This window comes from uncultured Aquincola sp. (assembly GCF_964001545.1).
Lineage (GTDB): Bacteria > Pseudomonadota > Gammaproteobacteria > Burkholderiales > Burkholderiaceae_C > Aquincola.
Window position 1 is genome coordinate 1 of record NZ_CAXFDV010000305.1, and the last position, 14,423, is coordinate 14,423.

The following is a 14,423-nucleotide window of genomic DNA, read 5'->3' on the forward strand; positions in this document are numbered from 1 at the left end:
CGGCGTGCAGCCCACGCCGACCGGCAACGCGCTGAAGTCGGCCAAGGCCATCCGCGCGAAGATGGGCGAGCTCGAACGCTACTTCCCCAAGGGCGTGAAATGGGACATCCCCTACGACAGCTCGCGCTTCGTGCAGATCTCGATCACCGAGGTGGTGAAGACCCTGTTCGAAGCCATCGCGCTGGTGTTCCTCGTGATGTTCCTGTTCCTGCAGAACTGGCGCTACACGATCATCCCGACCATCGTGGTGCCGATCGCGCTGCTCGGTACCTTCGCCACGCTGCTCGCTCTAGGCTTCTCGATCAACGTGCTGACCATGTTCGGCATGGTGCTGGTGATCGGCATCGTGGTGGACGATGCGATCGTGGTGGTGGAGAACGTCGAGCGCATCATGAGCGAGGAAGGACTCTCGCCGCTGGAGGCCACGCGCAAGGCGATGCAGCAGATCTCGGGCGCCATCATCGGCGTGACCGTGGTGCTGATCTCGGTGTTCGTGCCGCTGGCCTTCTTCGCGGGCGCGGTGGGCAACATCTACCGTCAGTTCTCGGCGGTGATGGTGTCGGCCATCGCGTTCAGTGCCTTCCTGGCGCTGTCGCTGACGCCGGCGCTGTGCGCCACGCTGCTCAAGCCGGTCGAAGCCGGCCATCACCATGAGAAGCGCGGCTTCTTCGGCTGGTTCAACCGCAGCTTCACCCGCACGGCCAAGGGCTACGAGGGCTGGGTGCAGCGCATCCTGCACCGCGCGGGCCGCTTCATCGTCATCTACCTGGCCATCGGCGTTGGGGTGGGCTGGATGTTCATGCACCTGCCCAACAGCTTCCTGCCCAACGAAGACCAGGGCTACATCATCGTCAACGTGCAGCTGCCCCCGGGCGCGGCGCAGAACCGCACGCTGGACGTGATGAAGCAGGTCGAAGGCTTCATCCTCAAGCAGCCCGAGGTCGACAGCATGGTCAGCGTGCTGGGCTTCAGCTTCTCGGGCACCGGGCAGAACGCGGCCCTGGCCTTCGTCGTGCTCAAGGACTGGGAAGAACGCAAGGGCGAGAACAACACCGCCGCTGCGCTGGCCGGCCGCACCTTCGGCGCGCTGATGGGCATCCGCGATGCGTTCATCTTCCCGCTCAGCCCGCCGCCGATCCCGGAACTGGGCAACGCCACCGGCTTCAACTTCCGGCTGCAGGACCGTGCGGGCCAGGGCCACCAGGCGCTGGTCAACGCCCGCAACCAGCTGCTGGGCATGGCCCGCGGCAGCAAGCTGCTGGCCGGCGTGCGCCCCGACGGCCTGGAAGACGCGGCCCAGCTGCAGCTGGACATCGACCGCGACAAGGCCAGCGCCCTGGGCGTGAGCTTCGACGCGATCAACACCGCGCTGTCCACCTCCATGGGCTCGAGCTACATCAACGACTTCCCGAACAGCGGCCGGCTGCAGCGGGTGATCGTGCAGGCCGATGCGCCGCAGCGCATGCAGCCCGACGACCTGCTGCGCCTGAACGCACTCAACGCCAAGGGCCAGCCGGTGCCGCTGTCGGCCTTTGCCACCACCCGCTGGATCACCGGCCCGATGCAGACGGTGCGCTACAACGGCTACCCGACGATGCGCATCGCCGGCGATGCCGCACCGGGCGTGAGCACCGGCCAGGCGATGGACGAGATGGAACGGCTGGCGCGCCAGCTGCCGCCGGGCTTCGGCTTCGAGTGGACGGGCCAGTCGCGCGAGGAAAAGCTCTCGGGCTCCACCGCGACCATCCTGTTCGCCTTCTCGCTGCTGGCGGTGTTCCTGGCACTGGCCGCGCTGTATGAGAGCTGGTCCATCCCGGCCTCGGTGCTGCTGGTGGTGCCGCTGGGCATCCTGGGCGCGCTGGCGGGCGTGTACCTGCGCGGCTATCCGAACGACGTGTACTTCAAGGTCGGCCTGATCACCGTGATCGGCCTGGCGGCGAAAAACGCGATCCTGATCATCGAGTTCGCGAAGGACCTGCAGGCGCAGGGCAAGAGCGTCTTCGATGCCGCACTGGAAGCGGCCCACCTGCGGTTCCGCCCGATCATCATGACCTCGCTGGCCTTCATCCTCGGCGTGCTGCCGCTGGTGATCGCCTCGGGCGCCGGCTCGGCCAGCCAGCGCGCGATCGGCACCGGCGTGATGGGCGGGATGATCGCGGCCACGGTGCTGGCGGTGTTCTTCGTGCCGCTGTTCTTCGTGGTCATCCGCCGCATCTTCAAGGGCAGCGAGCGCCAGCGCCGCATGTACACCCATGAACTCGAGCAGGACACCCTGCCGCCCTCGACGCCTCCGCAAACGGAGGGCCGTTCGTGAAAGTACCCGCCATGAACCCTGACTTCTTCCGTCCCGCCACGCTGGCTGCCGCGGCCCTGGCCGCGCTGCTGGCCGGCTGCAGCTCGATGGCGCCCAGCTACGAGCGGCCCGCCGCGCCGGTGGCGGCCACCTACCCGGCCAGCATCGCCGGCAACACCCAGGCCGGCACGCCGGCGGCCGACATCGAGTGGCAGCGCTTTTTCAGCGATGCACGCACCAAGCGGCTGATCGAGCTGGCGCTGCAGAACAACCGCGACCTGCGGGTGGCGGTGCTCAACATGGACCGCACCCGCGCGCTGTACCAGGTGCAGCGGGCCGACCGGCTGCCGTCGGTCAACGGCGTGGCCTCGCTGACGCGCCAGCCGAACACGCAGGGCGACCAGACCAGCCTCTACCAGGTGGGCCTGAGCGTGACCAGCTACGAGCTGGACCTGTTCGGCCGCGTGCGCAGCCTGAGCGACGCGGCGCTGGCCACCTACCTGGCCACCGAAGAGGGCCGCGCGGCCACGCAGATCACGCTGGTGGGCTCCGTGGCGCGTGCGGCGCTGGCGGTGCAGGCCGACGAAGAGCTGCTCAAGCTGACGCAGCAGACCCTGGCCACGCGGGAAGAGTCGCTGAAGCTGTCGCAGCTGCGCTTTGACAACGGCGTGGCCTCGGAGCTGGACCTGCAGCAGGCCCGCTCGCTGGTGGCCTCGGCCCGCGCCACGCTGGCGCAGCTGCAGCGCCAGCGCGAGCTGGACGAAAACGCGCTGGTGCTGCTGGTGGGCCAGCCGCTGCCGGCCGACCTGCCGCCGGTGCTGCCGCTGGCCGAGACGGTGATGATGGCCGACCTGCCGGCCGGGCTGCCTTCCGACCTGCTGAACCGCCGGCCCGACGTGCGCCAGGCCGAGCAGACGCTGTTGTCGGCCAATGCCAATATCGGCGCGGCGCGGGCGGCCTTCTACCCGCGCATCACGCTCACCGGCAGCGCCGGCACCGCCAGCAACGAGCTGTCGGGTCTGTTCAAGAGCGGCTCGGGCGCGTGGACCTTCATCCCGCAGATCTCGCTGCCCATCTTCGACGCCGGCCGCAACCGCGCCAACCTGGACGCCACCACCGTGTCGCGCGACATCGCGGTGGCCCAGTACGAGAAGGCGGTGCAGACCGCCTTCCGCGAGGTGGCCGATGCGCTGGCCGGCCGCGCCACGCTGGGCGAGCAGGTGCGCCAGCAGCAGGCCCAGACCGAGGCCGAGTCGGCGCGCTTCCGGCTGTCCGACCTGCGCTACCGCAACGGCGTGGCCAGCTACCTCGACCTGCTGGATGCGCAGCGCTCGCTGTTCACCGTGCAGCAGGCCACGGTGCAGACGCGCCTGGCCGAGTTGCAGAACCAGGTGTCGCTGTACCAGGCGCTGGGCGGCGGCTGGACCGGGCCCACGGTGGCCCGGCAGGACGGCGCCCCCCGCTGAGCGGGATCTGGAGTCTGGAAGAAAGCCGAGGGGCAGCGCCAGCTGCCCCTTTTTTCATCCGGCGCTGCAGGCCGCGAACACGTCGTTCGCGCGGCGGTAGACGCCGGTCTGCACGTCCAGCAGGCCCAGCACCGAGTGGAACCAGTCGTCGTGGCTGCGGCGCTGGTCGGCCTGCTGCTGCAGGCAGGCGGTCCGCAGCCCGGCGCGCTGCTGATAAGCCGGCGACAGCCAGGTGATCCAGGGCACGTGCTTCTGCACGTCGGGCGCCACCGCATACGGCAGGCCGTGCAGGTACAGGTTGTTCTCGCCCAGCGATTCGCCATGGTCGGCCAGGTACAGCAGGGCCGTGGGCTGCGCACCCTTGCTCTTGAGCCAGCGGATGGTCGAGGCCAGGAAGTGGTCGGTGTAGGCGATGCTGTTGTCGTAGGCATTGACCAGCGATTCACGGCTGCATTCCTGCAGCGAGGCGCTGGTGCACTCGGGCAAGAAGCGCTTGAACTCGGGCGGCGAACGCTTGCTGTAGGCCGGCCCATGGCTGCCCATCTGGTGCATCACCACCACCACGCCGCGGGCGCGGCGTTCGGCAGGCAGGGCGGCGATGCGCTCATCCAGACCCTTGAGCATGATCATGTCCTGGCACTGGCCGCCGGGGCACAGCGGCGCATCGGCCAGGCTGCTGGTGTTGACGTTGGGCACCCGGTCGCACACGCCCTTGCAGCCCGACTGGTTGTCCAGCCACAGCACCGCCAGGCCGGCCCGCTGCAGCACGTCCATCAGGCCTTCGGAGTCGTGCTGGCGGTCGAGGTAGGCCTCGCGCCCCAGGTGCGAGAACATGCAAGGCACCGAAGCCGCGGTGCTGGTGCCGCAGGACCACACGTTGCGCAGGCTGACCACCTGTTCCTTGGCCAGCTCGGGTGTGGTATCGCGGCCATAGCCGTTGAGGCCGAAGTTGCCGGCGCGGCCGGTTTCGCCCAGCACCAGCACCACCAGCGGCGGCTGCGCCTGGTGGGCGTAGGGTGTGCCCAGCACCGCATCCTGGCCGATGGGCTGCAGCGGCCCTTCGGCCCGGCGCAGCGGCTTGGCCGCCACGTCGGCCACCGCCCACACGGTGTTCAGCGGGTTGATGAGGTAGCGCACGTCCTTGTGGTTGCGCATCAGCGATGCCAGCGGCTGGAAGCAGGCCAGCAGCAGCCCGGCCGCCACCAGCAGGCTGGCCACGAACAACCCCAGGTTGCCCAGCGCCCGCCGGCCCGGCCGGCCATAACGCACCGGCGTGCGCCACAGCAGCACGGCCGGCAGCACGCCGGCCAGCGCCAGCGTGAGCACCAGCCGCAGGCTCAGCAGGTCGGTGGCTTCGCGGGTGTCGGTCTGCAGCACGTTCACCACCATCGAAGGGTCGATGACGATGCCGTAGACCCGCATGAAGTGCATGCCCGCCGCGGCGGTGACGAGCAGCAGCATGAGCACCGGCTTGAAGGTCCAGCGCCAGGCCAGCAGGCTCACCAGCGTGACGATGAGCGCGGTGATGATGCCGGCGATGCCCAGCCCGAGCAGCAACCCGCGCGCGCCCTGCAGCAGGCCCAGCTCGCTCAGCCGGGCCCACAGGGCCAGGTTGCAGGCGCCGCCCATCCAAGCCGCGCAGGCCAGGGCCACGGCCCAGGGCGTGCGACCGGCAGCCGGGGACAACGGGGTGGCTTCGGGGGCCGAGGCCGCGGGTCGGCGGTGCCAGGGAAAGTGCAAAGAGGTCATGCAGGCTCCGTCGCGGTGGCCGGCAGCGGCCGCACGCGCAGACGTTGGAAGACAAGGTCGGTGACCAGCGCCACGCACCAGCACACGTAGGCCGACCACAGCGTGTGGCTCATGAAGTGGGCGCCGCGGGCCTGCTGGCCCAGCCCCAGCACCAGGCCGGCGCCCAGCGCGGCGGCCAGCCAGGCGCGCGCCAGCCGCCGGTCGTGCTGGCGGAAGGCGAACCAGCCATTGACGAAGGCAAAACCCGCCGACGCATGGCCGGCCGGAAAGCAGTGGCCGGTGCCGCCATCGGTGAGGCCGGGCGGCCAGTGCCAGTGCGACATGTACTGCGCCGTGCGGCCGAAAAGGGCCAGCTCCTGCGGGCAGCTGGTGGTGCTGATGCTCTTGAGTGCCGAGACCACCAGCACCGCCGCCAGGCTGCCCACGGCCAGCTGCAGCCGGCGGCCCGGCGGAATGCGCCGCAGCATGCCGCGCGGCCACCACACCCCCACGCACAGCGCCAGCACCAGCGCCCACGCGGCGATGCGGCCGCCTTCGTGCAGCACGTTGGTCAGCAGCCAGTGGTTGCGCAGCGCAAAGCCGCCGGCGCCGCCGAACAGGCGTGCCAGCGGCAAATCCAGGCCGCTGGCGTCATAGGCCAGCAAGGCGGCCAGGCCAGCCGCCAGCGGGGCGATGGGCAGGCGGGAAGAGGGCAGGTTGTCATGCACGCTGCGCACCTTAGGCAGCTGCACTTAAGGCCGTCTTAAGGGCGGCGGCACGACAGGGCAGGCCACAATCCCGCCATGCGTGTACTGGTGGTGGAAGACGACGAAGGCATTGCCGCGGGCCTGGCCCTGAGCCTGCGGCAGCACGGCCATGCGATGGACCATGCGGGCAACGTGGCGGCCGCCTGGTCGATGCTGCAGGCCGAGCCCTTCGACCTGGTGCTGCTCGACCTGGGTCTGCCCGACGGCGACGGCACCGCGCTGCTGCGCCGGCTGCGCGCCGCCACACCCGGGCGGCTGCCGGATGCGGCGCTGCCGGTGCTGATCATGACCGCGCGCGACGAGGTGGCTTCGCGCATCGCCGGGCTGGACCTGGGCGCCGACGATTACGTGACCAAGCCCTTCCACCCCGACGAACTGGTGGCCCGCATGCGCGCACTGCGCCGCCGCGCCGCCGGCCGCGCGACGCCGCTGCTGCAGGTCGGCGAGCTGGCCATCGACCCGGCGGCCCGCAGCGTGCTGCGCGCCGGCCAGCCGGTGGAACTGTCGCCGCGGGAGTTCGCGGTGTTGCTGGCGCTGGTGGAGGCGCGGCCGCGGGTGCTGTCACGCGGGCAGATCGAGGCCAGCCTCTACAACTTCGATGCCGGGCTGGAGAGCAATGCCATCGAAGTGCATGTGCACCACCTGCGGCGCAAGCTGGGCGATGGCGTCATCCGCACGCTGCGCGGCGTGGGCTACTTCGTGCCGGCGGAAGCTGCCTGATGGCCGGCCGCAGCCTGCTGCACCACCTGCTGGGCTGGACGCTCGGCGCGCTGGCACTGGTGTGGGCCACCTTCATCGTGGTGGGTTTTGCCACCGGCGTGCACGAAGCCGACGAACTGACCGACGGCCACCTGGCCAGCGTGGCCGGCCTGCAGGCCGCGCTGCACGACGGCCACTTCGATGCGTCGACCCGCCCCGACCCCGGCCACGACATGCCGGAAGACTTGAAGAGCCACGACTACCAGCAATCGATGAGCGTGGTGGTGTGGGACGGCGAAGGGCGGCTGCTCACCTCCACCGGCGATGCGCCGCTGCCCACCTTCGACCGCCGCACCGGCTTTGCCGACCTGACCCTGGGCAACCCACCCGAGCGCTGGCGCAGCTTCTCGCGCTGGGACGGCCCCGAGCAGACGCGCAAGATCACCGTGATGCTGAGCGTGGAAGAGCGCGACGACCTGGCCTGGGACATCGCGCTGCAGGTGGCCAGCCCCGGCCTGTGGGTGATGCCGGCCATTGCGGTGGCCCTGGGCCTGGCGGTGCGCCGCGGCTTGAAGCCGCTGCATGACCTCTCGCGCGACGTGCTGGGCCTGGACGTGCAGCGCGCCCAGCCGCTGGCGGCGCGCCACCCGCACGAAGAATTCAAGGGGGTGGTGGATGCCATCAACACCCTGGTCGGCCGCCAGCAGGCGGCACTGGCGCGTGAACGACAGCTGGCCAGTGAACTGGCGCATGAGCTGCGCACGCCGCTGGCCTCGATCGCGCTGCATGCCCGCGGGCTGCAGGGCGAGATGGCGCAGGAAGAGCGCCGGGACTCGCTGCAGCGGCTGGAGGACGAAGCAGTGCATGCCGGCCAGGTGGTGCAGCAGCTGCTGACGCTGGCGCGTGCCAGCCGCGCCGAGATGAACGAGGCGGTGCGGCCCTGCGACCTGGACGCGCTGGCGCGCCAGCTGCTGGCCGACTATGCGCAGCGCGCCCTGGAGTCGGGCCACGACCTGGGCCTGGACAGCGCCGGCCCCTTCCTGCTGCAAGGCCATGCGCTGCTGCTGGAGCTGGCGCTGCGCAACCTGCTGGACAACGCGCTGGGCCACACTGCCGCGGGCAGCCGGGTGGAAGTGCAGCTGGACGCCCAGGCCCGCTGGGTGCAGGTGTGCGACGACGGCGCGACCCAGCCTTGCCCGCCGCCGGGCCAGCGCTTCAATGCCGGCCTGGGGCTGGGCCACCGGGTGGTCGAGAAGGTGGCCGCCATCCACGACGCGCGCTTCGAGCGGGTGCCGCCGCCGCCAGGTTTTTCCACTTGCTACCGGCTCAGCTTTCCGCCCTTGCCGGAGCTGCCTGAGGAGCCGGCGGCGGCCTGAACCTGCACCCCATGCCAGGGGCACTCAGGCCATGCCCGGCCGCACCGTGGCCGCCGACAGCCCGTTGCGGAAGTGCTCACGCGTCAACGCCTCGGCCTGCGCCGCGTCGCGGGCCTGCAGCGCCTGCATCAGCGCGCGGTGCTCGGCCAGTGAATCGGCCAGCCGGCCCTCGCGGAACAGCGAGTGGTGGCGGTTGAGCTTCATCACCTTGCGCAGGTCCACCACCACCTGGCTGCGCCAGCGGTTGCCGGCGATGTCGAGGATCCGCATGTGGAAGGCTTCGTTCAGCGCGAAGAAGCGTTCGCGGTCTTCCACCGCCTGCTCCAGCTGCGCATGCAGGTCGGCCAGCTCGGCCAGCTGGGCATCGCTGGCCACGCGGGCCACGTCGGCCGCGGCATCGCTTTCCAGCAGCGACAGCAGGTGGTAGACGTCGGTCACGTCGCGCGCCGACATCTCGGTGACGTAGGCCCCGCGGCGCGGCCGCATGGTGATCAGCCCTTCGGTCGCCAGCACCTTCAGCGCCTCGCGCAGCGGCGTGCGGCTGATGCCGTATTCGGCGCACAGCCGCTGCTCATCGATCCAGCTGCCGGGCGCCAGCGTGTGCGACAGGATGGCCCCGCGCAGCCTCTCGGCCACGTGCTCGTACATCGGCCTGCCGTCTTGCCGGCTGCTTGTCATCGCTCCGTCGGGGGAGGGGGTCAGGGCTGTCTGTGACATGTCGCCGGAATCTCGCGGGCGTTTGACTTCGCAGTGGGCATCTGCATAATTCAGTTTTGAATTATGGCCGTGCGGCGAATCGGATGTCCAGTCGGGCATGCCCTGTACAGCGGCCTTTGGAGCCTTCGATGTCCGATCCCAAGCCCGCCATCCTCACCTCGGCCGACGGCCTGCCTGCCTGGGAAAAGGCCGCTGCCAAGTCGGCGCCGGGCGGCGACCTCTCGGCGCTGAATTGGCGCACGCCCGATGGCATCACCGTCAAGCCGCTGTACACCGCGGCCGACGTGCAGGGCCTGCCCTATGCCGACACGCTGCCCGGGCTGCCGCCCTTCGTGCGCGGCCCGCAGGCCACGATGTACGCGGTACGGCCCTGGACCATCCGCCAGTACGCCGGTTTTTCCACCGCCGAAGAAAGCAACGCCTTCTACCGCAAGGCGCTGGCGGCCGGCGCCCAGGGCGTGAGCGTGGCCTTCGATCTGGCCACCCACCGCGGCTACGACAGCGACCACCCGCGCGTGACCGGCGACGTCGGCAAGGCCGGCGTGGCCATCGACAGCGTGGAGGACATGAAGATCCTGTTCGACGGCATCCCGCTCGACAAGGTCAGCGTGAGCATGACGATGAACGGCGCGGTGCTGCCGGTGCTGGCCGGCTACATCGTCGCGGCGGAAGAGCAGGGCGTGAGCCAGAACCAGTTGAGCGGCACCATCCAGAACGACATCCTCAAGGAGTTCATGGTCCGCAACACCTACATCTTCCCGCCCGAGCCGAGCATGCGGGCCATCGGCGACATCATCGAGTACACGGCGAAAAACATGCCGAAGTTCAACTCGATCTCGATCAGCGGCTACCACATGCAGGAAGCCGGCGCCAACCAGGCGCTGGAGCTGGCCTTCACGCTGGCCGACGGAAAGGAATATGTGAAGACCGCGTTGGCCAAGGGCCTGGACGTGGACGAGTTCGCCGGCCGCCTGAGCTTCTTCTGGGCCATCGGCATGAACTTCTATCTCGAGATCGCCAAGATGCGCGCCGCCCGGCTGCTGTGGTGGCGCATCATGAGCGAGTTCCAGCCGAAGAACCCCAAGAGCCTGATGCTGCGCACGCACTGCCAGACCAGCGGCTGGAGCCTGACCGAGCAGGACCCCTACAACAACGTGGTGCGCACCACCATCGAGGCCATGGCCGCGGTGTTCGGCGGCACGCAGAGCCTGCACACCAACAGCTTCGACGAAGCCATCGCGCTGCCCACCGAGTTCTCGGCCCGCATCGCCCGCAACACCCAGCTCATCATCCAGGAAGAGACCCACATCACCAGCGTGGTCGACCCCTGGGCCGGCAGCTACATGATGGAAAAGCTCACCCAGGACATGGCCGACCAGGCCTGGGCCATCATCGAAGAAGTCGAGGCCATGGGCGGCATGACCAAGGCCGTGGACAGCGGCTGGGCCAAGCTGAAGATCGAGGCCGCCGCGGCCGAGAAGCAGGCCCGCATCGACTCGGGCCAGGACGTGATCGTCGGCGTCAACAAGTACAAGCTGGCCAAGGAAGACCCGATCGAGATCCTCGACATCGACAACGTCAAGGTGCGCGACAGCCAGATCGCGCGGCTGCAGGCCATCCGCGCTGCCCGTGACGGCGCGGCGGTGCAGGCCGCGCTGGATGCGCTCACCGCCTGCGCCGAGAGCCGCCAGGGCAATCTGCTGGACCTGACGGTGAAGGCCATGCGCCTGCGCGCCACGGTGGGCGAGGTGAGCGATGCGCTGGAAAAGGTGTTCGGCCGCCACCGCGCCGACACGCAGAAGGTGACCGGCGTGTATGCCGCGGCGTATGACAGCGCCGAAGGCTGGGACAAGCTCAAGACCGAGATCGATGCCTTCGCGCAGGAGCAAGGCCGCCGGCCGCGCGTGATGATCGCCAAGCTGGGCCAGGACGGCCATGACCGCGGCGCCAAGGTGGTGGCCACGGCCTTTGCCGACCTGGGCTTCGACGTCGACATGGGACCGCTGTTCCAGACGCCCGAAGAATGCGCCCGCCAGGCCATCGAGAACGACGTGCATGCGGTGGGCGTGAGCACGCTGGCCGCCGGCCACAAGACGCTGGTGCCGGCCATCGTGCAGGCGCTGAAGGACCAGGGCGCCGATGACATCATCGTCTTCGTCGGCGGCGTGATTCCGCGCCAGGACTATGACTTCCTGTACGAGGCCGGCGTCAAGGGCATCTACGGCCCGGGCACGCCCATTCCGGCCAGCGCCAAGGACGTGCTGGAGCAGATCCGCCTGTCCGTCTCGGCCGCCGCCGCTTGAACACCGACACCGCAATCGACCGCTTGTTGCCGCCGGCCGACCAGGCGCTGGTGAGCGCGGTGCTGGGCCCGCCCGGGCCTGCGCAGCGCCGCGCCATTGCCAAGACCATCACGCTGCTGGAATCGTCGCGCGACGACCACCGCCGCCGGGCCGACGAAGTGCTCAACACCTTGCTGCCGCACAGCGGCCGCTCGTTCCGGCTGGGGATCAGCGGCGTGCCCGGCGTGGGCAAGAGCACCTTCATCGAAGGGCTGGGCCTGTACCTCATCCAGCAGGGCCACCGGGTGGCGGTGCTGGCCATCGACCCTTCGTCCAGCGTGTCGGGCGGCAGCATCCTGGGCGACAAGACGCGCATGGAGCAGCTGTCGGTGCATGAGCAGGCCTTCATCCGCCCCAGCCCGGCCAGCGGCACGCTGGGCGGCGTGGCCGAGCGCACCCGTGAATCGATGCTGGTGGCCGAAGCCGCGGGCTACGACGTGGTGATCGTCGAGACCGTGGGCGTCGGCCAGAGCGAAACCGCCGTCAGCGGCATGACCGACCTTTTCGTGCTGCTGCAGCTGCCCAATGCCGGCGACGACCTTCAGGCCATCAAGAAGGGCGTGATGGAGCTGGCCGACCTGGTGGTCATCAACAAGGCCGACCTGGACGAGGCCGCCGCCACCCGCGCGCGGGCGCAGATCACCTCGGCGCTGCGGCTGTTCGGCCACCACGGCAACCCGGCCCATGCCAGCCATGCGGTGGATGGGGCGCCTGTGCGGGCCGTGTCGATCTGGCAGCCGCAGGTGCTGCAGCTGAGCGCGCTCAAGGGTCAGGGCCTGCCCGAGTTCTGGGCCGCCTGCAGCCGCTTTCGCGAGCTGCAGGCCGCTGCCGGCCGGCTGACCGAGCGCCGCCGCACCCAAGACCAGGCCTGGATGTGGGAACGCATCGAGGCGGGCCTGAAGAGCCGCTTCCGCCAGCACCCCGCGGTGCGCGAAGCGCTGCCCGAGATCCACACCCAGGTGCGCGCCGGCACGCTGGCCGCCTCGGTGGCGGCGCGGCGGCTGCTCGACCTGTTGAACTGATTCGCTTGACCAGAAAGGCCACGACGCCATGCACGACATCCTCGAACAGCTCGAAGCCAAGCGCGCCAAGGCGCGGCTGGGCGGTGGCCAGAAGCGCATCGACGCGCAGCATGGCAAGGGCAAGCTCACCGCGCGCGAGCGCATCGACCTGCTGCTGGACGACGGCACCTTCGAAGAATGGGACATGTTCGTCGAGCACCGCTGCACCGACTTCGGCATGGAGAACAACCGGCCGCCCGGTGACGGCGTGGTCACCGGCTACGGCATGATCAACGGCCGGCTGGTGTTCGTCTTCAGCCAGGACTTCACCGTCTTCGGCGGCGCCCTCAGCGAGGCGCATGCCGAGAAGATCTGCAAGGTGATGGACCAGGCGATGAAGGTGGGCGCACCGGTCATCGGCCTCAACGATTCGGGCGGCGCCCGCATCCAGGAAGGCGTGGCCTCGCTCGGCGGGTATGCCGACGTGTTCCAGCGCAACGTGATGGCCTCGGGCGTGATCCCGCAGATCAGCATGATCATGGGCCCCTGCGCCGGCGGCGCGGTGTACAGCCCGGCCATGACCGACTTCATCTTCATGGTCAAGGACAGCTCGTACATGTTCGTCACCGGCCCCGAGGTGGTGAAGACGGTGACGCACGAGGAAGTGACCGCCGAGGAACTGGGCGGCGCCATCACCCACACCGGCAAGAGCGGCGTGGCCGACCTGGCCTTCGAGAACGACGTGGAAGCGCTGCTGATGCTGCGGCGCTTTTTCAACTACCTGCCGCTGAACAACCGCGAGAAGGCGCCGGTGCGCCCCAGCGGCGACCCGGCCGGCCGGCTGGAGCTGTCGCTGGACACGCTGGTGCCCGACCACCCCAACAAGCCCTACGACATGAAGGAGCTGATCGCCAAGGTGGTGGACGACGGCGACTTCTTCGAGCTGCAGCCCGAGTACGCGGCCAACATCGTGATCGGCTTTGCGCGCATGGAAGGGCAGAGCGTGGGCATCGTGGCCAACAACCCGCAGGTGCTGGCCGGCTGCCTGGACATCAAGAGCAGCATCAAGGCCGCGCGCTTCGTGCGCTTCTGCGATGCCTTCAACATCCCGGTGGTGACGTTTGTGGACGTGCCCGGTTTCATGCCCGGCACCAGCCAGGAGTACGGCGGCATCATCAAGCACGGTGCCAAGCTGCTGTATGCCTATGCCGAGTGCACGGTGCCCAAGGTCACGGTGATCACCCGCAAGGCCTATGGCGGCGCGTATGACGTGATGGCCTCCAAGCACCTGCGCGGCGACGTGAACTTCGCGTGGCCGAATGCCGAGATCGCGGTGATGGGCGCCAAGGGCGCGGTGGAGATCATCTTCCGCGAGGACAAGAACGACCCCGCCAAGTTGGCCGCCCGCGAGGCCGAGTACAAGGCCCGCTTCGCCAACCCTTTCGTGGCCGGCGCCCGCGGCTTCATCGACGACGTGATCCAGCCGCACGAAACCCGCAAGCGCATCTGCCGCAGCCTGGTGATGCTCAAGGACAAGAAGCTCGACAACCCGTGGCGCAAGCACGGGAACATTCCGCTGTGATGTTGGCCCCCACGCTCCTCTCGTCGCTGCCCCCCGAGGGGGCTCTTGCAGCGGACCGGCAAAGCCGGATCCGCGCAAGGCGCTTGGTCAATACCTGGTCGGCCCTCGTGCATCGGCTTGGCTGAAAGATCACCCATGTTCAAGAAAATTCTGATTGCCAACCGCGGCGAGATCGCCTGCCGCGTGATCAAGACGGCCCGCAAGATGGGCATTGCCACGGTGGCCGTGTACTCCGAGGCCGACCGTGATGCGCGCCATGTGGAGCTGGCCGATGAAGCCGTGCTGCTGGGCCCGGCGCCCAGCCGCGAAAGCTATCTGGTGGCCGACAAGATCATCGCCGCCTGCAAGGCCACCGGGGCCGAGGCGGTGCACCCGGGCTACGGCTTCCTGAGCGAGAACGCCGAGTTCGCGCGCCGGGTGGAAGCAGAAGGCATCGTCTTCATCGGGCCCAA

The 14,423-nt window shown here is 69.3% G+C and carries 11 protein-coding genes; 8 read left to right on the forward strand and 3 right to left on the reverse strand.

Annotation, left to right across the window (positions count from 1 at the left end; genetic code table 11):
- Together ABNT58_RS10795 and ABNT58_RS10800 are read left to right on the forward strand one after the other, a co-directional pair.
- Positions 1-2,314: efflux RND transporter permease subunit (locus ABNT58_RS10795; protein ID WP_348753483.1), on the forward strand; the 2,314-nt coding region annotated here is incomplete at its 5' end.
- 11 nt (positions 2,315-2,325) lie between these two features.
- A complete protein-coding gene (locus tag ABNT58_RS10800; protein ID WP_348753484.1) occupies positions 2,326-3,759 on the forward strand; it encodes an efflux transporter outer membrane subunit in 1,434 nt (477 codons plus the stop codon).
- Between the two features lie 54 nt (positions 3,760-3,813).
- Here ABNT58_RS10800 and ABNT58_RS10805 read toward each other — a convergent pair whose 3' ends face one another.
- Both ABNT58_RS10805 and ABNT58_RS10810 read right to left on the reverse strand, forming a co-directional pair.
- Positions 3,814-5,508, reverse strand: a complete 1,695-nt coding sequence (locus ABNT58_RS10805) for a phosphoethanolamine--lipid A transferase (RefSeq protein WP_348753485.1) — start codon at positions 5,506-5,508, stop codon at positions 3,814-3,816.
- Positions 5,505-6,215, reverse strand: a complete 711-nt coding sequence (locus tag ABNT58_RS10810; protein ID WP_348753486.1) for a phosphatase PAP2 family protein — start codon at positions 6,213-6,215, stop codon at positions 5,505-5,507. The genes ABNT58_RS10805 and ABNT58_RS10810 overlap by 4 nt, the downstream gene beginning before the upstream one ends.
- Before the next feature lie 75 nt (positions 6,216-6,290).
- On the opposite strand from ABNT58_RS10810, the gene ABNT58_RS10815 reads away from it, so the two are divergent.
- Positions 6,291-6,974 carry a response regulator transcription factor gene (locus ABNT58_RS10815; protein ID WP_348753487.1) on the forward strand — a complete coding sequence of 228 codons (684 nt, stop codon included), beginning with the start codon at positions 6,291-6,293 and terminating at the stop codon, positions 6,972-6,974.
- The gene (locus ABNT58_RS10820) at positions 6,974-8,329 is read left to right on the forward strand and encodes a histidine kinase dimerization/phospho-acceptor domain-containing protein (RefSeq protein WP_348753488.1); all 1,356 of its coding nucleotides are present in this window, start codon (positions 6,974-6,976) and stop codon (positions 8,327-8,329) included. Before ABNT58_RS10815 ends, ABNT58_RS10820 begins: the two co-directional genes overlap by 1 nt.
- 24 nt (positions 8,330-8,353) lie before the next feature.
- Here the strand turns inward: ABNT58_RS10820 and ABNT58_RS10825 are convergent, their stop codons facing one another.
- On the reverse strand, positions 8,354-8,977 hold the full coding sequence (locus ABNT58_RS10825) for a GntR family transcriptional regulator (RefSeq protein ID WP_348753489.1): 624 nt from the start codon (positions 8,975-8,977) through the stop codon (positions 8,354-8,356).
- A gap of 197 nt (positions 8,978-9,174) precedes the next feature.
- Between ABNT58_RS10825 and scpA the strand changes: the two genes are divergently transcribed.
- From scpA to ABNT58_RS10845, 4 genes are all read left to right on the forward strand, one after another.
- Complete coding sequence (scpA, locus tag ABNT58_RS10830; RefSeq protein ID WP_348753490.1) at positions 9,175-11,349, forward strand: methylmalonyl-CoA mutase; 2,175 nt, start codon at positions 9,175-9,177, stop codon at positions 11,347-11,349.
- Between the two features lie 26 nt (positions 11,350-11,375).
- Positions 11,376-12,410: a methylmalonyl Co-A mutase-associated GTPase MeaB gene (gene meaB / locus ABNT58_RS10835; protein WP_348753493.1), complete on the forward strand. Its 1,035-nt coding sequence runs from the start codon at positions 11,376-11,378 to the stop codon at positions 12,408-12,410.
- 28 nt (positions 12,411-12,438) lie between these two features.
- Complete coding sequence (locus ABNT58_RS10840) at positions 12,439-13,971, forward strand: acyl-CoA carboxylase subunit beta (protein ID WP_348753491.1); 1,533 nt, start codon at positions 12,439-12,441, stop codon at positions 13,969-13,971.
- Positions 13,972-14,106: 135 nt separating this feature from the next.
- A partial coding sequence (locus tag ABNT58_RS10845; RefSeq protein WP_348753492.1) for a biotin carboxylase N-terminal domain-containing protein occupies positions 14,107-14,423 on the forward strand: 317 nt, incomplete at its 3' end.

Bases quoted from the DNA above. Each gene is read 5' to 3' on its own strand.
- ABNT58_RS10800 (WP_348753484.1), top strand. From the start codon at position 2,326: ATGAACCCTGACTTCTTCCGTCCCGCCACGCTGGCTGCCGCGGCCCTG.
- scpA (WP_348753490.1), top strand. From the start codon at position 9,175: ATGTCCGATCCCAAGCCCGCCATCCTCACCTCGGCCGACGGCCTGCCT.
- ABNT58_RS10840 (WP_348753491.1), top strand. From the start codon at position 12,439: ATGCACGACATCCTCGAACAGCTCGAAGCCAAGCGCGCCAAGGCGCGG.
- ABNT58_RS10820 (WP_348753488.1), top strand. From the start codon at position 6,974: ATGGCCGGCCGCAGCCTGCTGCACCACCTGCTGGGCTGGACGCTCGGC.
- ABNT58_RS10805 (WP_348753485.1), bottom strand. From the start codon at position 5,508: ATGACCTCTTTGCACTTTCCCTGGCACCGCCGACCCGCGGCCTCGGCC.
- ABNT58_RS10815 (WP_348753487.1), top strand. From the start codon at position 6,291: ATGCGTGTACTGGTGGTGGAAGACGACGAAGGCATTGCCGCGGGCCTG.
- ABNT58_RS10825 (WP_348753489.1), bottom strand. From the start codon at position 8,977: ATGTACGAGCACGTGGCCGAGAGGCTGCGCGGGGCCATCCTGTCGCAC.